Raw genomic sequence first — 25,952 nt, forward strand, 5'->3', positions numbered from 1 at the left:
TTGGCTATCAATTTTATTATTGATACAATTTTCGTTTATATCATCATCAATCTTTTTAAGAAGATTGGTTATGGCTCCCTAGTAAGAATTAAAAGGTATCAATTTTTGTCCCTTTTTCTTTTGAAGGCGATCTTGCTCTCTATGTTTCAATTCGTTAGGGAAAAAAGAGGCACGGTTTTAAGATAAAATGACTTGACTAACTATACTATAAAAAATATAATAACTTACATAAAGTAACTTAGGAGGCAGAAAATCATGATGGAATTCCATCAAGCACCTCAGACTTTCGTTAGTCAAGTTGACTTGAAGGTTTCAGATTTGGAACGTTCTCTTGCTTTTTATCAACAGATCATTGGCTTTCAAATTATTAAGCAAACAGATAAAGTTGCCTTTTTAACTGCTGATGGAAAAACACCGTTAGTAAAGATTGAGCAGCCTGATAATGTACGTGAAAAGCAATCAAGAACAACTGGACTATATCATTTTGCCATACTTTTACCGAGTCGAAAGGATTTGGGGAAGATATTACAGCATTTTCTTGAAGTTGGTTATCCGCTACAAGGGGCTTCTGATCATTTAGTCAGTGAAGCGATATATCTAGCAGATCCAGATGGAAATGGAATTGAGATTTATGCAGATCGTCCTGCCTCAACATGGGTATGGAACGATGGACAGGTCCATATGACAACTGAACCCATTGATGCACAAGGTCTTTTAGCAGAGGGACGTGGACAAAAATGGGAGGGACTCCCAAGTGGAACAACGATGGGCCATATTCATTTGCATGTTTCAGAGCTAGAAAAGATTGAGGAATTCTATTGTAAGGGATTAGGGTTCAATATTGTCACTAGATATGGAAATCAAGCGCTTTTCCTATCTACAGGTGGCTATCATCATCATATCGGTTTAAATACTTGGAATGGAATAGGCGCACCTAAGCCTGCAGATAATAGTGTTGGACTGAAATGGTTCACATTGCAGTTTCCAAGTGAAGAAGCGAGACAACAGGTACTAGAAAATTTGCGAAGCCTGGAAGTTATGGTAAGTGAGGTAGAGGGAAGTTACTTTATCGAAGATCCTTCTGGAAATCGTATTCAGTTAAACATTTAGACACACATCAAGGAGACGATAAACATGACAAACAAAGATTTTTATTCTGCTATTGAAAATAGACGTTCTTATTATGGAATCAGCAGTGAAGCGGTAGTATCTAATGAAAGAATTCAAGAAGTGATTAATCATGCGGTAAAGCATACCCCTTCATCATTTAATTCACAATCAGCAAGAGTGGTTGTGTTAACTGGTGAAAATCATACAAAACTATGGAATATTACAACAGAAACATTAAGAAAAATTGTTCCAGCTGAAAACTTTGGTTCTACACAAGACAAGATGAATGCTTTCGGTAGTGGGTACGGAACAGTATTATTCTTTGAAGATAATACTGTAATCGAATCATTACAGAAGCAATTCCCATTATATGCAGAGAATTTCCCAGTTTGGTCACAACAATCAAACGGAATGCTTCAACATGTAATTTGGACTTCATTAGAGCTTGAAGGCTTTGGCGCATCATTGCAACACTACAATCCACTTATTGATGATGAAGTGAAAAAAGAGTGGAACATTCCAAGTGGATGGAAGCTAATTGCTCAAATGCCATTTGGTAAACCAACTGCACCAGCAGGTGACAAAGAATTCGCACCATTAGAAGATCGTGTGAAATTTTATAACTAATAAATAAGGAGCATGCCTAATGGCTATGCTCCTTTATTTGTAGATTTTATAGTATCCACAATATCATCCACAAATCTGGATATATGATTCCATTTTGGCGACTATTATCCACAACAAAAAATTGATGATCCGCAAAAAAACGAATAAATTATATCAATTAGGTGATATAATCCACAAAATAGAAGATCTCATCCACAAAACTGGAATAAGAGATCTTAATTTCAAATATATATCCACAAAAACAAGGCCAATTAATTTTAAAAGATTGATTATCCACAAAAATTTATTACAAAAAGAATGGACCATCATCACAAGTTTCAATTATCCACAAACTTGAAATTATCATCCACAAATTAATGTAAATTCAGCTTATTTTGTAAATGGAGCAGGTTGATAAAAATAATTTGGTTTTTTAATCTCATTTTTATACGGCTTATGAAAAATATGAGTAGTTGCAGGTGATAGAGGTGGTATGAGCCACACCCAATTTCCAGTGGGAGTTCTTCCCGCATCAACTTCATTTTCTTCAAATCGTTTAAACTGCTTTGCTGCTGTATGATGGTCCACAATACTGACACCGTCTTCTTTATATGAATGCAGTACAGCGGTATTCAATTCAAGTAATGCCCGGTCTTTCCAAAGTGAGGTATTGCTTCGCTTATTCAGACCCATAAGATCACTAATTTTTGGGAGCATATTATATCTAGATTCATCTGCAAGGTTACGTGCACCAATTTCGGTTCCCATATACCAGCCATTGAATGGGGCGGCAGAATAAGTGATGCCACCGATTTCAAGACGCATACTAGAAATGATAGGAACGCCATACCATTTTAATCCTAAGTCCTCAAACCATTCTAGCTCCGGATGGCGAATCGGAACCTCAAGAATCAATTCGCTTGGAATATCAAACCATTTTGGGGAATGATCATCGATTTGAATGACTAAAGGTAAAACATCAAAAGGAGTGTGCTTACCCTTCCAACCTAAATCTTGACAAGCTTTAGTAAATGCGAGGGAATCTGGATCCCCGATTATGCCATCATCTGTTTCGTAGCCTGCATAACGAATTAATTGATGATTCCAGATCCGGACAGAATGATGTTTGGTTTGCTGGTGGAAAATCGTAATCGTTGGACGGATTCGCCCTTTATTTGTTGCATACTCAATATGTTCTAGTAGAGCAGCATATATCGCTTTCTCGGTAGTTAGCTGTCTTTGGTCGATGACCTGTAAATTTTCCCAAAATAGTCTGCCGATGCAATGATTACTGTTCCGCCATGCCACTTTTGCCCCGTAGTCTAATTCATCATATGTATGATAATAATGTCCGTTTTCCTGAATCTCCCGTTGGATTTCATTCAGTCTTTGTTTAAGTTGATCTTCGGTTTTATTCGTTTCTTTGTAGTATGTACGAATAAATTCTTCTGCTTCTGTAAGAATATCTATGTTCAAAGTGGATCCTCCTATGATCAATCCTATTGTTTTCATCATAGAAAATCCGAATCGACAAAACAAGGGAGAATCCAAGATAGATATGATGATTTTATGTCAGAATCTCTATTCAGCTTTTATTATCTTCGTTAATCTCTTCGGCCAATGTACTTGCCCACCATAATTTTTGATCACCATTCACATAGTTTCTAATTAAATCCCGTAATACATATGGTTGTAAATTTGCTTTCTCTAATTCCTCTATACCACACCAAAAAAAAGAGAGGTGGGGTTCACAAGATGGTGGAGTAATATCTAGGGAAAGTTCACTACTTTTGACTTCGAATAGTTAATTAATTTCACAATGGAGTATTCCTTTTTTCTCCCACTTATGCTCGATTAATCCAAGAAAATGATCTGGTGCACAATCAATACCCATTTCCTCTTGAATTTCTCGTTTTAAAGTTTCTTTGGCACTTTCTCCAAATTCGACATGACCACCAGGGAGGAAGGTGTTTGTATCCCCCTTTGCTTGAGCAAGTAGTATTTTATTCTCATGGATAAAAACGGCTCGCGCTAAATGATGAAATGGATTTTTCATCGAAAGCCTCCTTATTTGTACTCTTCCATCCGGCGATTCTTCTTTCCATGATAAAAGTCATGAAGATCCATAATTGTCTCCTTATCTAACTCGCCAATCATTTTCGTTAATTCAATTCCAAAGTCAACAAAGGCATGCCCTTGCGCCGTCAGAATATGTCCATGAACGACAAAGGGCTGGTAACGATAATTCTCCTCCTGAAATCCTCCTAAAAACTCTCGTTGTTCCTTTGTTAAAGTTACCGTGTAAGGGATATCCTGCAAAACCTTTGATTTTGCTAGAACATATACACCACTGCAATCGCAGCAATAATTTTACCTTGTTCAGCAAAGTTAGCAACCCAGCGAAACAATTCATGCGCTTCTGCTATAGGCTTTAAATCACCACCTGGTATGATGAGAACGTCGTAATCCGCTCCATCAATCTCTTTTAGAGTCATATCAGGAAGCACATTTAGCCCTGCTTCTGACCGATAAGCATGATTAGCCAAGGCAAATGTATGTAAGTCATGAGTGCTTCTTAACATTGAAATAGCTGTGCTAATTTCAAACTCACAGAATCCCTCGAAAATAAATAGTAATGCTTTTCTTTTCATTCGATCACCCCTTTATATATTTCGGTGAAGAGGGGAGAATTCCTTTTTAGAAGAGATGAATAAAAAAAGAGATCTTATTCAATCAAAGATCTCTAACAAGTTATGTATCTTTCATATGAAGAGGTTTATCGCTCACAGGCAATTAAATCTTTATCACGATCTAAATGTGTATTCTTATTGTAGAGCTCCTTTGAAACAAAAGGGGTATAGCGTGTTTTCCCGCCTTTGTTTTTGACTGATGCAGATTGAGCGACACCACCACGATATACCTTATTTAGCTCTTTGCAGTTTTTATAAGAAATGATTTGTGTCTTAGCTTTAGATGTATCTGATAATCCAAAGGCAAAAATTAAAATACATGCAAGAGCTAGAAAAACTAGTTTTTTCATTATTGAATCACCCCCTATACAGATTAATATAATGAAAAGATAGAGGAGAAATCAAGTGTATTCAGAAAATTTGATAAAGTTGGGGAAAACAAAAAAAGTCAACATCGTTGTATGCTGACTTGTTGTTTCTATTCAAGTCGTTTGGTTACCGTGAACGCGAAGTTTCCTCCTTTAGGGGAATTAACCGCGCATTTTGGTTACCGAGTCCGCGGTGTATCCCCCAACCGGGTAACCAATCACGTCGAATGGTGACCGAGTTCACGGGATATCCTCCAACAGGGTAACCAATCGTGCCCAAAGGTGCCCGAGTCCATAGGAAATGCCCCAACCGGGTAACTAATCCTGCCCAAAGGTGCCCGAGTTCACAGGAAATGCCCCAACCGGGTAACTAATCCCGGCCAAAGGTGCCCGAATTCACACGAAACGCCCCAACCGGGTAACCAATCCTGCCGAATGGTGCCCGAATCCGCCTGAAATCCATCAACCGGGTAACCAATCCCGCCGAATGGTGCCCGAGTCCATAGGAAATGCCCCAACCGGGTAACTAATCCCGGCCAAAGGTGCCCGAATCCACGGGATATCCTCCAACCGGGTAACCAATCGTACCCAAAGGTGCCCGAGTCGACAGGAAATCCCCCAACCGGGTAACCAATCGTGCCCAAAGGTGCCCGAATCCACAGGAAATCCCCCAATAGGGTAACCAATCCCGCCGAATGGTGCCCGAGTCCATAGGAAATGCCCCAACCGGGTAACTAATCCCGGCCAAAGGTGCCCGAATTCACACGAAATGCCCCAACCGGGTAACTAATCCCGCCCAAAGGTGCCCGAATCCACAGGAAATCCCCCAACCGGGTAATCAACCGCCCCCTTTGGTTACCAAGTACACGCAGTTTCCTCCTTCACAGGATTCGCACACGCCCTTTGGTTACCCGCTAATTGATTCAAACTTTACGCTCAAAAAGAAAAATTTGAGAAAAGCGCCCAATTTAAAACGATCTTCAATGTTAATTAATAAAATCCCTCGTTCTAGTATCTGCCTTAATCCGAATATCGATGGAGCTGATTTCCTGGCTAAAGCTATCATTTTTCAAATGTGTAATATCAATATCCTTTTCAATTTTGATATTTGTTCTTTGATTTCCTTTTACTAGGACATCAAAGGGTCCAGCTTCTTTTAAAAGAGTTAAACCATTAGGGTAATCGCTAATATCATGATTATAAATTTGGATTGTAAAAGGGACAGTATCATTGCTGTGGTTTTCAAAAATCAATTGACATTGGGCATGCATGGTGTGCTTATTTTTTGTTTGGAAATGACATTGACTCAACTGTTGATCATAAGAAATAGCATAAATTCCACTGGAAAAATGTTTTTGCACGAAGTTAGTAACTGTGGGTGGGATATTTGCGATTATAATGGTTGTAAGAATTATCAATCGGTAACGGAACTTTTTTAGTGAGATCCCGAGAAGGATTAAACCTAAAAGAACCAAAAGGAATAAAACATTTGTAACATAATAGGTTTTTGCAGGGGTATACCAATTTCGGATAATTGTTTCACCTAAAGAGTAAGAGTTAGGATATGGCAGTATCAATACAATATATAAGCCCAGTAGGAAAAGAGAGAGAGTAAATAGTCTTCTATTTTTTATCATTTCATCCACCTTATTAAATGTTTGATTATTCTGTATTATACAGTCATTACCATCTAGTGTAAATCCTGTTTAAGTCCGTACAAAAGTAGTTCTTTTCACTCTTTCCTGGTAATAAGCTTTAAATAGGGATAAAAAGTGAAAGGAATGATTGCATGCAATTTTACTATAGAAATCAAATGCCATTACGCGTGCTTGATGAGTGCGAGTTTTGGAAGCAGCAAGAAGAAGAGCATACAGTCGTCATCCGGGAGCTAATGAAAGATTTAGAGACTGAGTTTTTTGATGCACTTTTTGAATGGGAAACCGCGTTTCGTGAGGCACATGGTCGGGTGGTACGTTTTATTGAAACAACCATCCGTACAACGGGTACATTTACTTATGAATTATATCGGGAATTAACAAAACTCGTATCTTTTTGTTTGGAGCAAAGTGTACAATTCATTGCTTTTTGTAATCAACTGATTCAGGAAAGTGAACCAATCGTCAACAATCCAACGGCAAAAGTAGTTATGAAGCATATTATTGATGAATCGGAGTATTTTGTCGGCATCGCTCAGGCAGTTTTATATAGTAAGTACATATAGAGACCTAGAAGGGGTCTCTTTTTTGTAGAATCTTTTTTCTTAAGTATTATTCATCCAGAATCGTACATAGTAAAAATGGGAACTTCTAAATAAAGGAGATAGGCTATGGTAGGACTTATTACTGCAATTATTATTTTTAATTTTATTGCATTTAAAGTAGCAGCAAAAAAACTATCAACTAATCGAATCGTACACATTATCGCATTTACCCTCGTATTGCAAACAATTTTCGATCTATATATTGAATTTAAATACCATGGATATTGGTATTTTACCAAGGGGATTGAGTATTCAGGATTGCTTGCTCATCTCCTTGTAGTTCCACCTGTAAATGTATTGTTTATAAAATGGTATCCACATCATGCGAAATGGTGGAAAGTATTTCTATATTATTTACTATGGGAAATCGGAACTTTAGGATATGAATTTTTAGCTCTTCTCCCAGAGCCATGGGGATATTTTCATTATGGCTGGTGGAATATCGGATATTCCATTATTCTTAATCCGATCTTATTGATCCTATTATATTTATATTACAAGTGGATAGTAAAAATAGAAAAAAGTGCATGTAATCATTATGAAAGAGGCTTATTATGAAGAAAAACTCACTGATATATGCGATCTTAACATTTATACATCTTGTATTAGTGATTATTACCTTTGTGAAAAAATGGGATAAAAAACCTTGGATTCTGCTCTTTTCAAGCATTGGACAAGCCTATGTTTTCGAATATTTCGTGCTTAATATATTGAAGAGTTATAAATATTATCCAAAGGTTTTTAGCAATAAATGGCAAGATACGATTATGGGGGCGATTATCTCTCAAGCATTTACAGTCCCGATTATGGCAACAGCCCTTGCTTTGTTTCAAAAAAAATGGACATGGAGTCTCGGAGCAACATTTTTATATGCTGGAATTGAATGGTTATTTATCCGATTAGGCTTATTCAAGAAAAACTGGTGGAAGACAATCTACACGCTTATATCTTTACCTTTTTTCTTTTGGGTTGTAAAAAAGTGGTCACTACTTCTTGAGGGAAAACCAGAAAAATGGACAGCGCGAATAACTGTTCTTCTAATCTTCTGGGTGAATTATTTGAATACAAATTTCGTATTAGTGGCTATCTCAAAAAAGTTTTTAATCCGAATAAAATGGAGCAAAAAGTACTATCAGCATTTTATCATTGCACCAGCATATTTTATGATCCAATCTGTGATCGCCTATGTTGCATTGCTAACTAAAAAATGGGCACTAGGACTAGGAACCCTTCACCTAATGGATCAACTATTATATCGTCTCAACTGGATAAAAGCCAAAAGATGGACTGTTTATTGTATGATCCCACTCCATTTAACAAACCTGTTATTAGTAAAATTATTTAAAAAACAAATGGAGTCAGGCCAAGAAGGCACCTGACTCCATTTGTTAATATGGTATCAGTAAACATGATAGGATGTTTGACTGGATGTGATTTCTGCGCAGATCAGTCCAAAATAAGTTGGAACCTCATAGGAATAAAGGTGAATATTGCGGGCTTCCTTTGGAATAGCACCTGCTAAAATGAGTGTTTGCCAAATTCCATCGGGTTTGGCGGCATCAATATATTCTTGATCAAACTCGGCCATTTTTTCGAGCTCATTGGAGCGAATAAATCCAACAACCTCTTCATCAAGTAGTGCTGCAGCGGGGTCAAAGCCATATGGACCACGCTCATCATGGGCATGTGCCCAGTCGCAGCTTGCAATTAGAGCGACACGTTTGTTCGATTTTTGGACCACCTGATTCATCATTTGACCAAGCTTAATATGCGTTTCAAATGATAAGTCTCTTGATGGATTGATAACAACAATTGGTACATCTGGCATAAAAGATAAAGGAACAATTGCACCCCAATCGAGTGGCAAGCAGGAAATGGGGCCAGAGGCTGTTCCGTAATTAATAGAGGCAATAGGAATGTTGTGCTCCTTTGCTTCTTTTGTAATGGCAAGTGCTAGATCACGATCGACATACCGTTCAAGCTCGTAAAATCCATCATTCTCTTCAACAAATCCATACATTTTTTCACTATTAGATACTGAAAAATACCCATCAATTCTTGTGCCATGAGGTGTAAGAACAATAATCGTGTCTGGCTTAGCATCATGCATTTTATGACCGAGCTTCATCATACTATCTCTTGTTAGCCTCATTCTTTCTGGTTTCGTACCACCTAATTCAGGTATGATTTCACTACCATGAGGGGCAATACAAGCAAACACAAAAGGATTCATCCTCATCACTCTTTCAGTAACATATTTTACAAATCTATTCGACAACATTAGCCGAGACTCCTTTAAATAGTAGGGAAAAATCAATTTGATGTTAAAGGGAGTTCGATAAAGAATGTGGTTCCTCTTCCTAACATGCTTTCTACGTGGATTTTCCCATCATGCAATTCGATAATCTTTTTCGTAATAGCCAGTCCTAAACCACTACTTCCTTCTTTTCGAATCCGCGATTTATCTGCTTTATAAAAGCGTTGAAAAATATGTGGAAGATCCTCTTTTGAAATGCCAATTCCTGTATCCGATATCTCGATATAACATTTTTCATTATCTGAACGGATATTTATTGAAATCGTACCTCCGGTTTCGCTAAATTTAATACTATTTGTAATCAGATTCGTCCAAGCCTGTTGAAGCAGCTTCTGATCGGCATGAATAAAAACAGATGGAAGCTCCATATCAATGGCTATGTCTTTTTCTCTCCAGCTCCATTCTGTCATAAACAGCACCTGCTTGATTTGTTGGGAAAGATCGAACCTATCCTTTTCAACAATTCCTTCCTCTTTATCTAAAGATGCAAGGGTAAGTAATTGTTTACTTAATTGTGATAAACGACGACTTTCATCCTCGATGATCGAAAGATAGTGCTTTCTCTTTTCCTCTGTAATAGTTTCTAGTTGTAAGGTTTGTGAGAATCCCTGAATTGAGGCAAGTGGTGATTGAATTTCATGCGATACATTAGAAACAAACTCCTGGCGCATGGCTTCCAGCTGCTCCAAGCTCTTGGTCATTGAGGAAAAATGACTTGCAAGCTGTCCGATTTCATCGCGCCGATGCACTTGTAATTGAATATTATAATTTCCTTTTGCAATCTTCTTGGTGGCCTCCGTTAATTTACTGATTGGCTTTACAATATATCTAGTGCTAATCACGACAAAAATCACACTAAGCAGAATAGTAACAGCTAGTAAAATGGCAAAAAAGATCCGCATTTCTCCAAACTGGACTTCAAGATTTGGGCGAATAAAAAGGGCATGAGGAGCTCCGTCAACGATTACAGGTACCCCAATTGTATTCTTCAAAACATTATCAAAAAAACCCGTCACGAACAGTTTAGAAGGAAATTGATTGATTCCATGATATGTTTTACCACTAACTACATCCTGAATAATATATTGATCCAATTCTTTTTTTCGAAAATCACCACCATAGAAGGTCCCATTTCCATCAGAAGCGACTAAATACATTTGATATCCTAACTGGCTGATATGGGACAAATATTGGTTTATATCTATACTGGAATGGTTCTGATAATAGGATTGAATATCCTTAGCCATTCTCGTTACCTTTTCATCATTATGAGGCTTTAAATAAAAATGATAGTAAGCATTGGAGAGGAAAAAGGAAAGTAGACTGCTGAATATCATCACAACGATTGTCGTGACGACGATTCGTAAATAAAGTGTTTTCACTGCTTGGCGACCTCCAGTTTATATCCGACACCACGTACCGTTTTAATACTAAAGTCATTCGCATGATTCTTAAAGCGCTCTCGTAGCCGTTTAATATGAACATCTACTGTCCGCTCATCCCCTTCAAAATCATGTCCCCATATAAGCTGAATTAATTCGTCACGTGTAAATATTCGGTCAGGATAACTTGCGAGTTGTGCCAATAACTCAAATTCCTTCATCGGCAACATCAGCTGTTTTTTGTTGCAATGCACTTCATAGCTTTTACGATCAATAACAATATCATTTAGTGTGATTTTTTCGGAATTCACCATTTGAAATCGACGTAATAATGCTTTCATACGAAACAGCAATTCCTTTGGCTCAAACGGTTTGGTTAAATAATCATCTGTACCGACTGAAAAACCCTTTTCTTTATCCTCTAGTTGATCCTTCGCTGTTAGTAGAATAACAGGGAAATCATAGTATTTCCTAATCTCTTCAGTTAACTGCCATCCATCTTTATGGGGCATCATCACGTCAACTACCGCTAAGTGAATCTGTTGTTTAGTGAGTAATTGTGATGCCTCATTTCCGTCCGTTGCTTCAAAAACAAAGTATCCTTCCGATTGCAGCGTATGTCTTAAAAGCTCGCGAATATGAGAATCATCATCCACAATTAAAATATTTAACATTTTCTAAGCACCTACCAGAGTATGTATTCAATAGTTTCATTTTGGCTGATTGTTGTCAGGATATCAAATGAAAAAAACATAAAAATAGGTCAGACCCCACAACACAATCGTGTGGAGTCTGACCCCAATTAGACTACCTATTAGCTGACTTCTTGCTTATCTTCGGTTTTCTTTTCAACCCAGTAATCTGCATTCTTGATGCCAAGTGGCTCAGGATCGAAAACTGGATCTTTTCCTTCTCGTTTTTGCCGTTCATAATCCTTCAAGGCGACGAGAGCAGGCTTCATTAGGATCAATATGGCGATAATGTTTAGCCATACCATAATTCCTAGTCCTGTATCGCCAAACGCCCATGCCACTTCAGATGTTTTGACACAGCCATAGAACACTGCTGCCATACTAACAATTTTAATGGCTAAAATAGCCCAACGATTATTTTTTCCACGCGTTAGATAAGCAACATTTGTTTCTGACATATAGTAATAGGCCATAATAGTTGTAAAGGCAAAAAAGAATAAAGAAATAGCGACAAATCCAGAACCAAATCCCGGTAATACACTTTCTACAGCTGCTTGTGTGTATTGTGGTCCAGGATCAGCTGTTCCCATTTTATTAAAAAGATAGGTTCCATCAGGAGCCTTTGTACTAAACATATTAGTAAATAGAATCATAAATGCAGTAGCTGTACAAACAAACCAAGTATCAATATAGACGGAAAATGCTTGCACAAGACCTTGCTTGGCAGGGTGAGAAACTTCGGCAGCACCTGCTGCATGGGCACCTGTTCCTTGACCTGCTTCATTTGAGTAGATTCCTCGTTTGACACCCCAAGAAATCGCTGAACCAACTATTCCCCCAAAGGTAGCTTCAGCACCGAACGCACTTTTAAAAATAAGAGCAAACACCGCAGGAATTTCTGAAAAGTTTATAAGAATAATGATTAATGCCACAATAATATAACCGAGAGCCATGAAAGGAACGACAAATTGAGCAACACCCGCAATCCTTTTGACTCCACCAAAAATGATAATTCCGAGCAATACAGCAATAATCGTTGCCGTTAGAATTTTATTCATACCAAATGCATTATTAAGTCCTTCGGCAATAGCATTGGCTTGTACACCAGGCATTAGAAAGGTTAATGAAATAATAGTTGCAACAGCAAATACGATTCCATACCATCTCATACCAGTCCCTTTTTCAATATAATAGGCTGGTCCTCCACGATACTCACCATCTTGTTTTACCTTATAAATTTGAGCAAGAGTAGATTCAACATAAGCGGTAGCAGCGCCAACAAAGGCAATCAGCCACATCCAAAAAACGGCACCAGGTCCTCCTAACCCTATAGCGGTAGCAACACCGGCAATATTTCCGGTACCGACACGCCCAGATAAAGCCACAGATAAAGCCTGGAATGATGAAATTCCTGCATCTGAGCTTTTTCCTTTAAACATTTGTCTTAACATATCTGGAATTAGCCGCAATTGTAAAAAACGGGTCGCAAATGAAAAAAACAATCCAACTACAATACAAATAATAATTAGCGGCGGACTCCAAAGTACATTATTTAACCATCCGACAAAATTATCCATCCTCATCCCCCTTGATTTTTTTTAGAGGAGCAATTCCCCATGACATAAATTATATGGGAAACAAATAAATAGAACAATCTAAAAATTGAAAGTATTCAATATATTGCAGGTTAAAAATTGGAATGCGGCTCAAAAAGGATAATGGGGAAACTAATTTTGAAAAATTGATATAGCAAAGGAGGTAATTTAATGAAGGCTGTAACATATCAAGGAATAAAGGATGTAAAGGTGAAGGATGTTCCGGAACCAACTATTCACAAGGAGGATGACATCATTGTCAAAATCACAAGTACAGCAATTTGTGGTTCTGATCTTCACTTAGTTCATGGGATGATGCCCAATATGCCCCATAATTTTATTATTGGTCATGAACCAATGGGGATTGTTGAAGAGGTAGGACCGGCTGTAAACAAACTCAAAAAAGGGGACAGGGTAATTGTTCCTTTTAATATCGCCTGTGGGCAATGTTGGTTTTGTCAGCATGATTTAGAAAGTCAGTGTGATCAATCAAACCCACATGGTGAAGCAGGAGGGTACTTCGGATATTCAGAAACGTTCGGGGGCTACCCTGGAGGTCAAGCAGAATATCTTAGGGTACCATTTGGAAATTTTACTCCTTTCCTAGTCCCTGAAGATTGCGAGCTTGAGGATGAAAAAATTTTATTCTTATCTGATATTATCCCAACAGCTTATTGGGGAGTTGACTCGGCAGGTGTCAAAGAAGGAGATACGGTTATCGTTTTAGGATGTGGTCCTGTTGGACTGTTGACACAGAAATTTGCTTGGATGAAAGGTGCAAAAAGAGTCATAGCGGTTGATTACATTCACTATCGTTTGGAGCATGCGAAGAAAACAAATCATGTAGAAATAGTTGATTTTAGTAAAATAGAGAACACAGGTGATTATTTAAAGGAGTTAACAAAAGGTGGAGCCGATGTCGTTATTGACTGTGTTGGCCTGGACGGAAAAAAGACAGTTCTTGAGGCAATTGGATCCGCATTAAAGCTACAAGGAGGAGCGATGGGAGCGATTGTTATGGCATCGCAATGTGTAAGAAAAGGTGGAACTGTCCAATTAGTAGGGGTATATGGGACACGTTATAACCAATTCCCATTAGGTGATTTTTTTTCAAGAAATATTACTTTAAAAATGGGACAGGCACCCGTTATTCACTACATCCCAGAGCTATATCAACATATTATTAAAGGAACATTTGATCCAACAGATATCATCACCCATCGATTACCACTCGACCAAGCAGAATATGGCTACTCTGTCTTTGACGAAAAAGAAGACAATTGTATTAAAGTAGTACTTAAACCCTAACACGAGATGAAGGCAGGTTGCTAGTGTAAAAGCCTAACTGCCAGCTTTTACACCTAGCCGCTCTTCTCTCGGTGAAATCAAATGCTTGGGAAAAGAGCCTTGATTGAAAAATGTATAAATGGTGTCAGACATTAATCATTTAACTTCGATGGCAAATGCATAGAAGGCATCACCATGTGATAAATTCTTATCTTTTTTATCCATCCACCATACTCCATAGGAATAATAATAAATTCCTTTTTGAGTAGGTGCGGTAAATTGATTGTTTTTAACCGGAATTTCCAGCTCCTCGTTCTTATTGATTTGTACAACATGAAATTGATTAGGCTGTGGATTATAATCCATTACAAATTGTATGGTTTCCCCAGGTTTGGTGTGTATGGGTTTTTGATCTTTTAGAAGCTCTACAGGACCTGCTGTATCCACACAAACTCCTTTATTGTTTGAAGACCAACAATATGTCCCCAATTTCGTCTTGTAGTTTTTTTCTCCTATATGAATCGAGGCACTTGGTGGCTGTGCATCCTTATGTTTTGATTCTTCACTCGAGCATCCTGCTAAACTAAATAACAATATTAAAAGTAGACCCATTCTCATCATCATCTGTGTTTTTTATCCCCCTTTACAAATTCAGACGTTCTTTCACCGGAAGAAGTTACAGTGAATCTGTCGCGTTTTTACAATACAGTTTTGTTTAAATGACTTAAATTTTTAAGTATAAACAAACTGTAAGGGGGATTAAAGGAATGTACCATAACATTGATGAATTTATTTTAGAATGGAAAGCAGAATCAGCAGCTACAAGCCGCTTACTGGATGTGCTAACAGATGAGTCATTGCAGCAGTCCATATTACCAGAATACCGTACATTAGGACAGATTGCTTGGCATTTAGTCTGGGTTATTGGAAGCTTATCAAGCGATGAGCTTCAATTTAAAAAACCGGATGGGGAAGAAAGAGCACCCTCGTCTGCAAAAAAAATCGCAGATGAATATAAGAAGGTGTCACAAGCATTGGTTGATGCAGTGGAAACACAATGGAAGGATGTTGACTTGCAAAGTTCCCAGGAAGTCAATGGGGAGGAATGGTCAAAGGCGAAATCCTTGCATTTGTTGGTCCAGCATGAAGTCCATCATCGCGGACAACTGACCGTGCTCATGCGTCAAGCAGGATTACGACCGCCTGGCATATATGGTCCCACATTTGATGATTGGAAGGATAAAGGACAAACTCCATATATTTAAATGGATTTATTAGCACTATTAAGAGGAAAAGTGTACGTGATTCAAAGCTAGCTACCAACCTACACAAATTGAATGTTCCCGCTACGAAGTGTAACAGGAAAACGATAAATGAACTAGTGATTATGGCGAAAGAAGTGGAAGGATCGCGTTATTGATTAACTATTTTTACAGCAGCAAATGATAGGAGCAGATAGGAGCTCTAATCCCCAGTACATTTTTGAATGAATTGGGGATTATTTTAGCTCCATTGAAAGAAAATGAAACTTTTTGTAATGGTGGTACGTAATTTTAAATGAAGGCTGTTTAGTAAAAAGCTTAACAGCCGGCTTCTACACCTAATTAAAGATTCAGCGGTGTTTTACTTCAATAGCAATAATGTTTGAGAAAGAGCCTTCATAAAAGATAAAGGAGGGAAGAGATGAAAAAATGTTTTGGCTTCATTTTATCTTGTTTTTTACTCATTAGTTTAATTGGATGTAGTAAAGCTACGGTAAAGGAGCAGGATGTTGAAAAGTTTATTAAGCAATATAAAATCGAACAGTATACAGTTACAGACCCCAATTCTCCTCCAGATGTATCCAACATCGAAGAAAAAGTAAGTAAGTACCTATCTAAAGACCTTCAAGAAAAGCATCATTTAAATCGTTTATTTCAAATAGCACCTGAAATCTCTAAGAAAACAAAGAAAAGTATCGAGCTAGAAGATGTAGAATTAAAAAAAGTAAATGAGAATAATGATGGAACAATCAATTATCATTACACATTAAAAATTAAGTTTTATGATGAAAAAGCTTCAAATGTAGTAGAAAAAAAGGGGGATTTAACCATTTCGAAAAATGATGAACTAAAAATCATCCAAGAAAATGAGGAGCGAGATACGAAAATTGGAAATGAAATTTTTTAAGTGAAAAGAATAGAACAAAAAGACGAGATGATCATTTTGTCTCGTCTATATTTGGTAAACGATCTAACGTTCATCCATTTTTTTGTCTCTGTTTATTATATTGACTTTCGGATATACTCCTCAGGGGAACGCCCAACAATGCTTTTAAAATCTCGTATAAAATGACTTTGATCATAATAACCTAAGTCAGCTATTAATTGCTGCCATGGTTGAGGGTGACCATTTGAAAGCTGATCTGCTACCTCAAGAAGCCTGTATCGTCGGATCACCCACTTTGGGCTAATACCTACATATTTTTTAAATAATCTTTGGAGTGTTCGTACCGAGAGATGAAAATGTTCAGAAATATCCTCTACTGTATTGATCAGTGGATCAGATTTCATTTTTTCGATAATCGCGTGAATTTGGAGAAGCGTTTCATCTTTGTTAGGTATTATGGAAAAAAGGAATGATTCGGCAAGATCAATCATTTCTTTTTGATCAGTAAGGGAGAAGATACCACTCTCTAATTCATTCATAACTTCGCCAAATATATCCTGAGAAGGGATGGCCTGTCCTGTAAAATGATCCATTGACTGTCGAACAAACGGATAAAAAGCACCAGGACGAAACTTGATCCCAAAAACCGTACCTTTTTCTTTGAGAAGGATTGAAAATTTTTTCATGACTACACCGTAAATAGAAGATTGGTTCTTTTCGAATACAAGATGCACAGAAGGATGTGGGAGATTTTCGGACAGATAAGGTTTCTGTCCCCTTAAATCCCAATTTACGATCCAATAATGTTCGATAAATAGATTAAGCTCTTGTGAAGGTGAGTACAAATCAAGTGAAAAATGTTCTTTTCCCGTCTGTACATTAAGCAACCCACTTGGTTTTTTATTATTCGTTTCCAACAGTATTCACCTCTTATGAGTGTCGGCACCATTATGCAGAAAAGTTACATGCATAAATGGTACCAGACACTTATTGCAATTCTAAGTGCTTCTTTAACCGGCTTTGTACATTTTGAATTTCCTCTTTAGGTACAATAAAGTAGTAAATTCCATCAATCTTTGTCCCTTGCCCTTTTAGTTGAAAGGGCTCAATTTTTTCACGAGCATCTTTATAATACTTTTGAATAGACTTCATTTCATCAAAAGTAATATTTGTTTCTACATTTTTTCCTAGAGCTTTAAACACATCATTGAATCTAGTTAAGGATGTAAAGCTCGCTCCTTTACTAATTACACCTTGGATGACCTGGCGTTGTCGTTCCTGGCGGCCAAAATCTCCGCGAGGATCTTCTTTTCTCATGCGGACAAAGGAAAGAGCCTCCTTGCCATCTAAGTGTATTTGCCCTTTCTTAAAATGGTTGCCTTCATAGCTAAAATTTAAATCATTATTTACAGTAATTCCATTGAGTGCATCAACTATATCTTTAAAGCCTTCCATATTCACCTTAATATAATAATCAATCGGTATATCTAGAAATTTTTCTACTGTATCCATGGACATTTCCACACCACCAAATGCATAGGCATGGTTAATCTTATCCTCTTTTCCCTTTCCAACAATTTCTACCCGTGTATCTCGAGGGATGCTAAGCATTTGCACGGATTTGAACGTCGGATTAGGATTAACCGTAAGAACAATCATTGTATCTGATCGTCCGCGATCACCCTTTCGTTCATCAACACCTAGCATTAGAACAGAGAAGGGGTCTTGCCTTTGAAATGTAATTTCTTCCACCCGAGTACTTTCTCGTTTAATGGGGGTGTGCATAGTATTGACTGCCTTCGTTAGAGAATGGTAAATGGAGTAAGCGTATGCTCCAGCTCCAACTAGTAATAACAGCAAAACAACGCCTACGATTATCCATCTTTTCTTTTTTCTTTTCTGTTTTGCCCGATCTGAACGCATGACGCATTCCTCCAAAGGGATTATTTTCTGTTTTCTATCGTAAGATTACCAAATAATCTGTCAATTGTGTATGAAATTTTTTTGCAAACGTTTAAGGCAAGAATCGATGCAACACTTTATACGAAGTGAGCCATAATAAAAAATGAAAAAAGTTATTAGTGTATATCACCATTCATTCATTGACAATAACAAAAATACATACCATAATTGGTATAGACAACTATATAAAAAGTATCAAGATAAATTTATTATTTCCTAAAATACACGGAAAATGAGGTGATTGCATTGGAACAAAAAGTGGTAATCAATGCAAAAATTTATACTGGTGAAGGAATCATAGACAATGGATTTTTACGTATCGAAGGGGAAAAAATCTTAGAAACTGGATCGATGAATGCCTATCAATCGAATCCAAATGTAGAAGAGATCGATGCTTCAGGCAAATTAGTGATTCCAGGGATGATTGATGTACATATCCATGGTGGCTATGGAGTGGATGTCATGGATGCGGATCCTGAAAAACTTGTTTTCCTTAGTGAACAACTGCTTAAGGAAGGAGTTACCTCTTTCTTTGCAACAACGATTACTCAAGATTATCCAGCAATTGAAGCGGCACTTAAGTCAGTAAAAGTAGCGAAAGAGTCCGGCAGAACGACGATTGAAGGGGTTCATTTAGAAGGACCGTTCATTTCTGAAAAAAGAGCAGGTGCGCAACCTCTTGAATTTATCTCAGACCCAGACATCGAATTATTTTTAAAATGGCATCATGCATCAGGGGATCAAATCAAATTGGTTACGTATGCACCTGAAAAAAATGGTGCACGTGAGTTTGAAAACATCATGATTGAAAATGGAATTGTACCATCAATGGGACATACGGATGCTGTGCGCGCAGAGCTTCTAGAAAGTAAGACGACCCATGCTACTCATTTATACAATGGAATGCGCGGGCTTCATCATCGTGAAGCAGGTGTTGCAGGGCATGCATTATTATCTTCACATATTCAAGCAGAGATTATTGGAGACGGGATTCATATTCATCCCGATATGGTCAATTTAACATACAAAATAAAAGGAGCTAAGGGCATTGTCCTTATCTCAGACGCGATGAGAGCAAAAGGCCTGCCAGACGGGGAATCAGAGCTTGGAGGACAAAAGGTAATCGTAAAAGACGGTGAATGTCGCTTGGAAAATGGCTCTCTTGCAGGCAGCATATTTACGATGGATCAAGCATTCCGAAACATCATTCAATTTACTGGCTGCTCAATTGAAGAGGCTGTTCAAATGAGCTCTGGCAATCAAGCGAAGGAATTCGGACTCCAACATAAAGGGTTTCTGAAAAAAGGCATGGATGCGGATTTTGTAATCATGAATCAAAATTTACAGGTAGAAGAAACCTATCATTTAGGAAAACAATATAGAAGAGGGGAATAATCATGGAACTTTTAACTTTTACAACAGTTGATGATGCAGCAGCAAAAGCATTTGATATAATAAAAGAAGGAATTGAAAAAGGCAGCATTCGTACTTTAGGTCTTGCCACTGGTGGAACACCATTGAAATTTTATGAGAAATTTCGTCAATCTAAGCTAGATGTATCAAATATTTCTACAGTCAATCTTGACGAGTATGTTGGACTAAAGGCAACAGATGAACATAGCTATCATAGCTATATGAACACAGAATTATTTTCTCATATGAATTTTAAAGAATCATTTTTACCGAATGGGATGGCAGAGGACCTAGAAAAAGAATGCTTACATTATGAATCCATTCTGCAAAATCATCCAGTGGACGTTCAGATCCTAGGGATTGGCGAAAATGGACATATTGGCTTTAATGAACCAGGCACTTCCTTTGATTCATTAACACATGTCGTGGAATTGACAGAATCCACTCGTGAAGCAAATAAACGCTTTTTTGAGAAAGAAGAAGATGTTCCGACCCATGCTCTTTCAATGGGGATTCAATCCATTATGGCAGCAAAAAAAATCATCCTATTAGCTTTCGGAGCTAACAAAGCTGAAGCAGTGAAAAGAATGCTCGAGGGATCAGTTGATGAAAGCTGTCCGGCATCTGTTCTGCAAAAGCACCCAAATGTGGTTGTCCTTGCAGATACTGAAGCAGCATCATTATTAAAGGCTCTTTGCTAATAGCTTGGTGAGAATCGGGCCCTTCTTTCTTGAAGTAACCTAATAAAAAAAGTGGGGAATACCAGTGATAAATAAAGAATCACCGATTCCGATTTATTATCAAATTCAAGAACATATAAGAAAAAACATCAAGCAACAAAAATGGAAAAAAGGCGAGGCCATTCCATCTGAGCGGATTTTAACGGAGCAATTCGAAGTCAGTCGAATGACGATTCGACAGGCTGTACAAGGCCTTGTTGATGAAGGAATTCTCACTCGTAAACGAGGCAGTGGAACCTATGTCAGTAATGAAAAGGTTGAACAGCCACTAAAGGTAATCACCAGTTTTACTAAGCTAATGGAACAACGAGGGAAGAAAGCGGCCAGTAACATTACCGATTTCTACATTAGAAAGCCAACTGAAACAGAGGCACATCAGTTGAACATTGATGCTGATACAGATGTCTATCATATTGAACGAATTCGTTTGGGCGATGAAATCCCGATTGCGATTGAAACCTCAATTGTTCCAGTAAAATTGGCTGAAGGGCTAACAAAAGAGGATATTCAGCATTCACTCTATGAATTCATCGAAGTGAAAAAAGGCTACCCATTAGGAGATGCGAAGCAATCAATCGAGGCCATTGCCGCAAATAAACAAACGGCAAGTCAATTAGACCTCCCAGTTGATTCCCCAATCCTGCAAATAGAGCGTGTCGCCTACCTAAAAAACGGCGTTCCCCTCGAATACGTCCGTTCTCAATATGCCGGAAGCCGATTTAAATTTTATTTATGATTAGAAGATGTACCTTAGGATTTATTCTTGAGGTACATTTTTTTGGGTTAAGTGGGGAATGTGTGTTCAACATGGGTTTTTAGGGAAGAATATGTGTAAGAGGTCAAATTTGAGACAGATTTTTATAGGTAAAAGCCGGATATGTGTCAGAGGCTGTGTTTTGAGACAGATTACCAAAGGTAAAGGTCAAAAATGTGTGTCAGAGGCCGTACTTGAGACAGATTATCATGGGTAAAGGTCAAAAATGTGTGTCAGAGGCCGTACTTGAGACAGATTATCAAAGGTAAAGGCCAAAAATGTGTGTCAGAGGCTGTGCATGAGACAGATTATCAAAGGAAAAAGCGAAAAATGTGTGTCAGAAGCCATACTTGAGACAGATTATCAAAGGTAAAGGCCAAAAATGTGTGTCAGAGGCCAAGCATGAGACAGATTATCAAAGGAAAAAGCGAAAAATGTGTGTCAGAGGCCAAGCATGAGACAGATTATCAAAGGAAAAAGCGAAAAATGTGTGTCAGAAGCCATACTTGAGACAGATTATCAAAGGTAAAGGAGTCAAGTCCTGGTTTTTGTGTAAAATCACTGGCAAGTACTTTCAACCTTAACCCTTTTATTTTTTTTGCGAAACTTCCATGGATTTTGAACTTCATATCCGGTAAGGGATGTCAAATGGTTTTCAATTTGACATCCCTTACCGGATATGTGATCATCCATGATGGAAGTTTAGCTGAAAATAATCTGTTCTATCTTCCACCCATAAGTGCTTTTCTCTTAGCGTAAACCGTATCCTGATATTGCATTAGAACAGCTCCAATCAAGCGAAAAGCCGATTGGGTGTTTGGAAAAATACGTATGACCCTTTCTCTTCTACGGACTTCTTGGTTCAACCGTTCAAGGGAATTGGTACTACGGATGTGGCATCGGATACTTTCGGGAAAGATCATATACTGGATGGTATCTTCGAACCCCTCATCTAATATAGAGAGTGCTTTTTCAAACTTTGGCTCTGTCCCGAACCTACTCATTAGCTCATCTTTAAACAGACGGATATCATCAATGGTTACTGCTTCAAATACGCGTTTGATCATTGTCTTGATTTCAGCCGAGCTCTTTTTGGGAAGTTTATCAAAGATATTTCGCTTAAAATGGACATTACATCTTTGCCAAGCTGTCCCAATAAATTCACGCTGTATCGCTTTTTGGAGACCTTGATGGGCATCAGAGATGATTAGTTTGGGAGATTGAAGGCCCCGTGATTTTAGCTGTTGGAAGAACTGCCCCCAACTCTCATAACTTTCCGCATGGTCAACACTCAAGCCAATTATTTCACGTGTATTCTTCTCAGTAATGGCAGTGGCAATATAAACAGCCTTGGAAACAACGCTTTGGTGCTCGCGCACCTTTATATACATAGCGTCAACGAATACGAAAGGGTAGTATGTTGTATTTAAGGGTCTCTTAGCCCACTCGTTCACAATGGGATCAAGCTTTTGTGTAAGTGATGATACAAACGACTTGGAAATGTTCTTGCCGCAAAGCTGTTCGACAATATTGGTAACATTCCTAGTTGAAACACCATTGATGACCATTTCCAGCATAGAGAGGACCAATGCCTGGTCACAACGGGCATATTTTTCAAAAACGGTAGTTGAGAATTCCCCGTTGCGTGTCCGTGGTACCTTAAGTGTTAAGGTACCGATGCTCATCATAAGATCACGTTCATAATAACCGTTGCGATAGTCACGGCGTTCAACAGCTCGTTCATAAGGTGCAGCCTTTAAATAGTCATCCCTTTCTTTTTCCATAAATTCGTTTAGTACTAAGACAACCGCTGATTTTATAACCATATCAAGGTTGGAATTTACAATGGCTTCTTTTAAAACATCCAAATTTAGGTTAAACTGTACTTGAGTCATTTTTATTCCTCTTTTCATTGTTTATCGTGGTTGAAAACAGTGTTGCCAAGAGTGAATAAAATGACTCATTTTTTTTGCATTTTCTTTTTACACAATTATACGGACTTAATCGGTAAAGGCCAAAAATGTGTGTCAGAGGCTGTGCATAAGACAGATTTTCAAAGGAAAAAGCGAAAAATGTGTGTCAGAGGCCAAGCATGAGACAGATTTTCAAAGGAAAAAGCGAAAAATGTGTGTCAGAGGCCAAGCATGAGACAGATTATCAAAGGTAAAGGCCAAAAATGTGTGTCAGAAGCCAAGCATGAGACAGATTATCATGGGGAGAAGCGAAAAATGTGTATCAGAAGCTATACTTGAGACATATAATCAAAGGTAAAGGCCAAAAATGTGTGTCAGAGGTCATACTTGAAGCTGATATTCATCCACAAAAACTAGAATGTACATCAGACCCAATCAATAAGATAGATTTTATTAAACTATAAACAAAAAAATGTACCTCAGATTCCATCCCTGAGATACATTCATCCAATTAACGACTAGCTCCTATTCAATCTGCCACAAAAGGATTGAATTTGCGCTCGATGATCATTAGATCTTCCACTTTTCCGAGTCCTTTTGCAAGTAAACCAAATGTAAGGCATCGTATAAAATGTTTGATATTGATGCGTCGAGTCATGGAGATTAGATCCTTTTCTGCTGGTAATTCAATGCGTTCTAGCCATCTACATAAAGTGGAAAATGGAACCTTGCCCGATTCTACCATGGCAATGATAGGAATCGTGATTCGTTCATCCTCTTCCGCATCATATACATGGGGAGCACCATCGATCAAGTGTAAGAGGCCTTCCCAAAGCTTGGAACATTCATCTAATCCGGTAAAGCGATGGCGAACACACTCATCAATGGCATCTGATATATGTGCTGGTCCATGCGCCCAACCTTTTCCTTCCACATACGAACGGTAATCCTTTTCTAAGCGGCAATATAAATTTATTCGCTCCAACGCTTGAAAAAATGCAGCTTCACCTAAAAATTCTTCCCGATTATCACGGATCAAAATAAGCGCAATGAGTAAAGCGGAAAATGTACGCTTAAATACATGATCTGATTCAGCTTCGCCGATTTTAAAAAATAGCATATCATCTGATATCGCTTGCTCTAGTAGGATAGACAATTGCGAACCAGTTAAAAAATTTTTCCTAAGCAACCAATTTGCTAGAATGCGATAGCCTAATTCATCTCTAACCTCCGCATCTGTTGATCCAAGGACACCAATCACTTGCTGTACGGCTTCAAATTCATCTAGCCCCTTAGGTAGGGCATAGTCATGACGAATAATTTCATATAGCTGTTCTTTTAACAATATAATAACCTCCTGATGTTACTTAAGATCGCTAGGTATGCATCCTTCCTTTGAGACATCAACCTTCCAAGTAAGGATGGTTGTGCTATCTCTAACATGATGATCTTGAATAGTGCGAGACAGCGAATGAACCATATCTTCGCAGGATAACTCGGTACCACTATGAAAGATTTTATCTGGCGTTGAAAAAGGATCACCTGGACATTCTACTAACCCATCTGTTGTTAAAAAGAGGTGATTTGAACCTTTTCGTAATTCTCTCGTTCCAGTCTATAGCACGGGACATCCAATTCAAATGTATTGACTTGACCAACCCACTCATAAAAATGTCTTTGGTTCAGTTGGTATTGACCTAATGCGGCAAGTTCGGGATGATGTAAGTAAAGCAGGCAATCTCCAATAGAAAACCACCACACGAATTGAGCTTTACGTACAACAATTAAACAAGCAGTCTCACCTTTTACCTCACGACAAGCTTGCAGGCATTCTTCCCCCTGAAAAATATGTAGAATCTTATGTTCTAATACTTTATTAAAATCTTTCTTAACAGCAGGGACTAAAACATCCACAATCTCCGCTTTCTTATTGGTGAATGTTTCAATAACCAACTCGGCACTTTCAGCAGAATAGTGGGCATCAAGGATCATTGCAAATTCCCAATCATTCTCTTCATCTACCCAAACGAGGCAGCCATCCTCGTTTTTATTTGAACCAGATGAGGAATTTCCCCCGAAACGCCCTACCGTAATAGGACCTACATTGTTGATAGTTGGTTCATCGACAAAGTTCCTTTCGCTTCCTACCCAATTAAATTGCTTCATCATTATTCTCCAAGAGGTCATTTTTGATTCGTTCACAAAGCTCAGATACTAATTGTTGATCTCCCATCGGAGCATCCGGCCAATCATGAACAGACATCGGTCCCCAATATTCCATCGGTGTGTTCGGATATCGGGGGACAAGATGCATGTGGAGATGAGGGACAGAATTTCCTGATACGAGGGAATAAATATGTTCTGCATTTTCCGTACGTAATAAAGCCTTACTCACTCTTGCTATGATCACTCCAAAAGCCTTCGCCTCATCCATATTCATATCACCAAGTGTAGGCACATGTCTTTTTAAATCAATCATAATATGGCCTAGATAGCAGGGCTCTCCACCATGATCGATATGACCGACATATACATATTCATCCTCGTAAATTGTCTTTCCAGCTGTTTGTATGGTTCCAGCATGCTTATCACAAATGAAACAATTCTTATCCAATATCCTCACCCCAACTTCGTATTTTCGGAATTATAACACAATTCGCAGCGGTTTCCTATATTATTACAGCAAACATTTATTTTCAGCCTAACATGACATTT

Annotated in this window: 28 protein-coding genes; 11 read left to right on the forward strand and 17 right to left on the reverse strand. The window is 38.1% G+C overall.

From position 1 onward, the window contains the following. Positions 1 to 258 precede the first annotated feature (258 nt). Both I5818_RS03180 and I5818_RS03185 read left to right on the forward strand, forming a co-directional pair. Positions 259 to 1,110: a VOC family protein gene (locus tag I5818_RS03180; RefSeq protein WP_078110436.1), complete on the forward strand. Its 852-nt coding sequence runs from the start codon at positions 259 to 261 to the stop codon at positions 1,108 to 1,110. Between the two features lie 24 nt (positions 1,111 to 1,134). Next, the gene (locus tag I5818_RS03185; RefSeq protein ID WP_071975023.1) at positions 1,135 to 1,737 is read left to right on the forward strand and encodes a nitroreductase family protein; all 603 of its coding nucleotides are present in this window, start codon (positions 1,135 to 1,137) and stop codon (positions 1,735 to 1,737) included. Positions 1,738 to 2,106: 369 nt separating this feature from the next. Here the strand turns inward: I5818_RS03185 and I5818_RS03190 are convergent, their stop codons facing one another. The 6 genes from I5818_RS03190 to I5818_RS03215 form a co-directional block, all read right to left on the reverse strand. Further along, positions 2,107 to 3,228: a nitric oxide synthase oxygenase gene (locus tag I5818_RS03190; RefSeq protein ID WP_078110433.1), complete on the reverse strand. Its 1,122-nt coding sequence runs from the start codon at positions 3,226 to 3,228 to the stop codon at positions 2,107 to 2,109. Positions 3,229 to 3,520: 292 nt separating this feature from the next. Next, complete coding sequence (locus I5818_RS25980; RefSeq protein ID WP_235849696.1) at positions 3,521 to 3,772, reverse strand: NUDIX domain-containing protein; 252 nt, start codon at positions 3,770 to 3,772, stop codon at positions 3,521 to 3,523. Between the two features lie 11 nt (positions 3,773 to 3,783). Then, positions 3,784 to 4,035, reverse strand: a complete 252-nt coding sequence (locus tag I5818_RS03200) for a type 1 glutamine amidotransferase family protein (protein ID WP_078110434.1) — start codon at positions 4,033 to 4,035, stop codon at positions 3,784 to 3,786. A gap of 14 nt (positions 4,036 to 4,049) precedes the next feature. Then, a complete protein-coding gene (locus tag I5818_RS03205; RefSeq protein ID WP_078110435.1) occupies positions 4,050 to 4,367 on the reverse strand; it encodes a DJ-1/PfpI family protein in 318 nt (105 codons plus the stop codon). A gap of 125 nt (positions 4,368 to 4,492) precedes the next feature. Further along, the gene (locus tag I5818_RS03210) at positions 4,493 to 4,756 is read right to left on the reverse strand and encodes an excalibur calcium-binding domain-containing protein (protein WP_071975020.1); all 264 of its coding nucleotides are present in this window, start codon (positions 4,754 to 4,756) and stop codon (positions 4,493 to 4,495) included. 1,004 nt (positions 4,757 to 5,760) lie between these two features. Then, positions 5,761 to 6,411 (reverse strand): hypothetical protein, encoded by a 651-nt coding sequence (locus I5818_RS03215; protein ID WP_078109815.1) that lies wholly within the window; start codon positions 6,409 to 6,411, stop codon positions 5,761 to 5,763. 152 nt (positions 6,412 to 6,563) lie between these two features. Between I5818_RS03215 and I5818_RS03220 the strand changes: the two genes are divergently transcribed. From I5818_RS03220 to I5818_RS03230, 3 genes are all read left to right on the forward strand, one after another. Further along, positions 6,564 to 6,995, forward strand: a complete 432-nt coding sequence (locus tag I5818_RS03220; protein WP_078109816.1) for a DUF2935 domain-containing protein — start codon at positions 6,564 to 6,566, stop codon at positions 6,993 to 6,995. Between the two features lie 105 nt (positions 6,996 to 7,100). Beyond that, complete coding sequence (locus I5818_RS03225) at positions 7,101 to 7,592, forward strand: CBO0543 family protein (protein WP_058005208.1); 492 nt, start codon at positions 7,101 to 7,103, stop codon at positions 7,590 to 7,592. Beyond that, positions 7,589 to 8,413 carry a hypothetical protein gene (locus I5818_RS03230; protein ID WP_078110390.1) on the forward strand — a complete coding sequence of 275 codons (825 nt, stop codon included), beginning with the start codon at positions 7,589 to 7,591 and terminating at the stop codon, positions 8,411 to 8,413. The genes I5818_RS03225 and I5818_RS03230 overlap by 4 nt, the downstream gene beginning before the upstream one ends. 20 nt (positions 8,414 to 8,433) lie before the next feature. On the opposite strand, the gene I5818_RS03235 is transcribed toward I5818_RS03230, so the two are convergent. The 4 genes from I5818_RS03235 to I5818_RS03250 form a co-directional block, all read right to left on the reverse strand. Beyond that, complete coding sequence (locus I5818_RS03235) at positions 8,434 to 9,315, reverse strand: DODA-type extradiol aromatic ring-opening family dioxygenase (RefSeq protein WP_235849695.1); 882 nt, start codon at positions 9,313 to 9,315, stop codon at positions 8,434 to 8,436. Positions 9,316 to 9,347: 32 nt separating this feature from the next. Then, the gene (locus tag I5818_RS03240; RefSeq protein ID WP_078110389.1) at positions 9,348 to 10,733 is read right to left on the reverse strand and encodes a sensor histidine kinase; all 1,386 of its coding nucleotides are present in this window, start codon (positions 10,731 to 10,733) and stop codon (positions 9,348 to 9,350) included. Beyond that, positions 10,730 to 11,407, reverse strand: coding sequence for a response regulator transcription factor (locus tag I5818_RS03245; RefSeq protein ID WP_078110388.1), 678 nt, complete (start codon positions 11,405 to 11,407; stop codon positions 10,730 to 10,732). Before I5818_RS03245 ends, I5818_RS03240 begins: the two co-directional genes overlap by 4 nt. A 140-nt stretch (positions 11,408 to 11,547) precedes the next feature. Beyond that, on the reverse strand, positions 11,548 to 13,002 hold the full coding sequence (locus tag I5818_RS03250; protein WP_078110387.1) for an alanine/glycine:cation symporter family protein: 1,455 nt from the start codon (positions 13,000 to 13,002) through the stop codon (positions 11,548 to 11,550). Between the two features lie 189 nt (positions 13,003 to 13,191). On the opposite strand from I5818_RS03250, the gene I5818_RS03255 reads away from it, so the two are divergent. Beyond that, the gene (locus I5818_RS03255) at positions 13,192 to 14,328 is read left to right on the forward strand and encodes a zinc-dependent alcohol dehydrogenase (RefSeq protein ID WP_078110386.1); all 1,137 of its coding nucleotides are present in this window, start codon (positions 13,192 to 13,194) and stop codon (positions 14,326 to 14,328) included. Positions 14,329 to 14,463: 135 nt separating this feature from the next. On the opposite strand, the gene I5818_RS03260 is transcribed toward I5818_RS03255, so the two are convergent. Next, a complete protein-coding gene (locus I5818_RS03260) occupies positions 14,464 to 14,931 on the reverse strand; it encodes a hypothetical protein (RefSeq protein ID WP_235849693.1) in 468 nt (155 codons plus the stop codon). Positions 14,932 to 15,074: 143 nt separating this feature from the next. On the opposite strand from I5818_RS03260, the gene I5818_RS03265 reads away from it, so the two are divergent. Beyond that, positions 15,075 to 15,572 carry a DinB family protein gene (locus I5818_RS03265; protein WP_078110385.1) on the forward strand — a complete coding sequence of 166 codons (498 nt, stop codon included), beginning with the start codon at positions 15,075 to 15,077 and terminating at the stop codon, positions 15,570 to 15,572. A gap of 418 nt (positions 15,573 to 15,990) precedes the next feature. Further along, complete coding sequence (locus I5818_RS03270) at positions 15,991 to 16,476, forward strand: hypothetical protein (RefSeq protein WP_078110384.1); 486 nt, start codon at positions 15,991 to 15,993, stop codon at positions 16,474 to 16,476. A 95-nt stretch (positions 16,477 to 16,571) separates the two neighbouring features. Here the strand turns inward: I5818_RS03270 and I5818_RS03275 are convergent, their stop codons facing one another. Further along, positions 16,572 to 17,372 (reverse strand): helix-turn-helix domain-containing protein, encoded by an 801-nt coding sequence (locus I5818_RS03275; protein ID WP_078110383.1) that lies wholly within the window; start codon positions 17,370 to 17,372, stop codon positions 16,572 to 16,574. 70 nt (positions 17,373 to 17,442) lie between these two features. Next, positions 17,443 to 18,378 (reverse strand): polyisoprenyl-teichoic acid--peptidoglycan teichoic acid transferase TagU, encoded by a 936-nt coding sequence (tagU, locus tag I5818_RS03280; protein ID WP_078110382.1) that lies wholly within the window; start codon positions 18,376 to 18,378, stop codon positions 17,443 to 17,445. Between the two features lie 285 nt (positions 18,379 to 18,663). Between tagU and nagA the strand changes: the two genes are divergently transcribed. The 3 genes from nagA (at position 18,664) to I5818_RS03295 (ending at position 21,306) form a co-directional block, all read left to right on the forward strand. Further along, a complete protein-coding gene (nagA, locus tag I5818_RS03285) occupies positions 18,664 to 19,812 on the forward strand; it encodes an N-acetylglucosamine-6-phosphate deacetylase (protein ID WP_078110381.1) in 1,149 nt (382 codons plus the stop codon). A gap of 2 nt (positions 19,813 to 19,814) precedes the next feature. After that, positions 19,815 to 20,531, forward strand: a complete 717-nt coding sequence (gene nagB / locus I5818_RS03290; RefSeq protein WP_078110380.1) for a glucosamine-6-phosphate deaminase — start codon at positions 19,815 to 19,817, stop codon at positions 20,529 to 20,531. A gap of 64 nt (positions 20,532 to 20,595) precedes the next feature. Continuing rightward, positions 20,596 to 21,306 carry a GntR family transcriptional regulator gene (locus I5818_RS03295; RefSeq protein ID WP_078110379.1) on the forward strand — a complete coding sequence of 237 codons (711 nt, stop codon included), beginning with the start codon at positions 20,596 to 20,598 and terminating at the stop codon, positions 21,304 to 21,306. Positions 21,307 to 22,046: 740 nt separating this feature from the next. Here the strand turns inward: I5818_RS03295 and I5818_RS03300 are convergent. From I5818_RS03300 to I5818_RS03315, 4 genes are all read right to left on the reverse strand, one after another. Beyond that, positions 22,047 to 23,219: an IS256 family transposase gene (locus tag I5818_RS03300; RefSeq protein WP_071976245.1), complete on the reverse strand. Its 1,173-nt coding sequence runs from the start codon at positions 23,217 to 23,219 to the stop codon at positions 22,047 to 22,049. A gap of 547 nt (positions 23,220 to 23,766) precedes the next feature. Next, positions 23,767 to 24,582, reverse strand: a complete 816-nt coding sequence (locus tag I5818_RS03305; protein WP_078110139.1) for a DUF2785 domain-containing protein — start codon at positions 24,580 to 24,582, stop codon at positions 23,767 to 23,769. Between the two features lie 224 nt (positions 24,583 to 24,806). Next, positions 24,807 to 25,406 (reverse strand): PP2C family serine/threonine-protein phosphatase, encoded by a 600-nt coding sequence (locus tag I5818_RS03310; protein WP_338075619.1) that lies wholly within the window; start codon positions 25,404 to 25,406, stop codon positions 24,807 to 24,809. Beyond that, positions 25,390 to 25,851 carry an HIT family protein gene (locus I5818_RS03315; RefSeq protein WP_078110138.1) on the reverse strand — a complete coding sequence of 154 codons (462 nt, stop codon included), beginning with the start codon at positions 25,849 to 25,851 and terminating at the stop codon, positions 25,390 to 25,392. Before I5818_RS03315 ends, I5818_RS03310 begins: the two co-directional genes overlap by 17 nt. Positions 25,852 to 25,952 lie beyond the last annotated feature (101 nt).

Source organism: Heyndrickxia oleronia, from assembly GCF_017809215.1.
GTDB classification, from domain to species: domain Bacteria; phylum Bacillota; class Bacilli; order Bacillales; family Bacillaceae_C; genus Heyndrickxia; species Heyndrickxia oleronia.

Coding starts and splice junctions, on each gene's coding strand:
- I5818_RS03230 (WP_078110390.1), top strand. CDS start 7,589: ATGAAGAAAAACTCACTGATATATGCGATCTTAACATTTATACATCTT.
- I5818_RS03310 (WP_338075619.1), bottom strand. CDS start 25,406: ATGATGAAGCAATTTAATTGGGTAGGAAGCGAAAGGAACTTTGTCGAT.
- I5818_RS25980 (WP_235849696.1), bottom strand. CDS start 3,772: ATGAAAAATCCATTTCATCATTTAGCGCGAGCCGTTTTTATCCATGAG.
- I5818_RS03300 (WP_071976245.1), bottom strand. CDS start 23,219: ATGACTCAAGTACAGTTTAACCTAAATTTGGATGTTTTAAAAGAAGCC.
- I5818_RS03215 (WP_078109815.1), bottom strand. CDS start 6,411: ATGATAAAAAATAGAAGACTATTTACTCTCTCTCTTTTCCTACTGGGC.
- I5818_RS03250 (WP_078110387.1), bottom strand. CDS start 13,002: ATGGATAATTTTGTCGGATGGTTAAATAATGTACTTTGGAGTCCGCCG.
- I5818_RS03245 (WP_078110388.1), bottom strand. CDS start 11,407: ATGTTAAATATTTTAATTGTGGATGATGATTCTCATATTCGCGAGCTT.
- I5818_RS03220 (WP_078109816.1), top strand. CDS start 6,564: ATGCAATTTTACTATAGAAATCAAATGCCATTACGCGTGCTTGATGAG.
- I5818_RS03255 (WP_078110386.1), top strand. CDS start 13,192: ATGAAGGCTGTAACATATCAAGGAATAAAGGATGTAAAGGTGAAGGAT.
- tagU (WP_078110382.1), bottom strand. CDS start 18,378: ATGCGTTCAGATCGGGCAAAACAGAAAAGAAAAAAGAAAAGATGGATA.
- I5818_RS03185 (WP_071975023.1), top strand. CDS start 1,135: ATGACAAACAAAGATTTTTATTCTGCTATTGAAAATAGACGTTCTTAT.
- I5818_RS03265 (WP_078110385.1), top strand. CDS start 15,075: ATGTACCATAACATTGATGAATTTATTTTAGAATGGAAAGCAGAATCA.
- I5818_RS03260 (WP_235849693.1), bottom strand. CDS start 14,931: ATGATGATGAGAATGGGTCTACTTTTAATATTGTTATTTAGTTTAGCA.
- I5818_RS03180 (WP_078110436.1), top strand. CDS start 259: ATGGAATTCCATCAAGCACCTCAGACTTTCGTTAGTCAAGTTGACTTG.
- I5818_RS03205 (WP_078110435.1), bottom strand. CDS start 4,367: ATGAAAAGAAAAGCATTACTATTTATTTTCGAGGGATTCTGTGAGTTT.
- nagB (WP_078110380.1), top strand. CDS start 19,815: ATGGAACTTTTAACTTTTACAACAGTTGATGATGCAGCAGCAAAAGCA.
- I5818_RS03225 (WP_058005208.1), top strand. CDS start 7,101: ATGGTAGGACTTATTACTGCAATTATTATTTTTAATTTTATTGCATTT.
- I5818_RS03210 (WP_071975020.1), bottom strand. CDS start 4,756: ATGAAAAAACTAGTTTTTCTAGCTCTTGCATGTATTTTAATTTTTGCC.
- I5818_RS03235 (WP_235849695.1), bottom strand. CDS start 9,315: ATGTTGTCGAATAGATTTGTAAAATATGTTACTGAAAGAGTGATGAGG.
- I5818_RS03190 (WP_078110433.1), bottom strand. CDS start 3,228: ATGAAAACAATAGGATTGATCATAGGAGGATCCACTTTGAACATAGAT.
- I5818_RS03270 (WP_078110384.1), top strand. CDS start 15,991: ATGAAAAAATGTTTTGGCTTCATTTTATCTTGTTTTTTACTCATTAGT.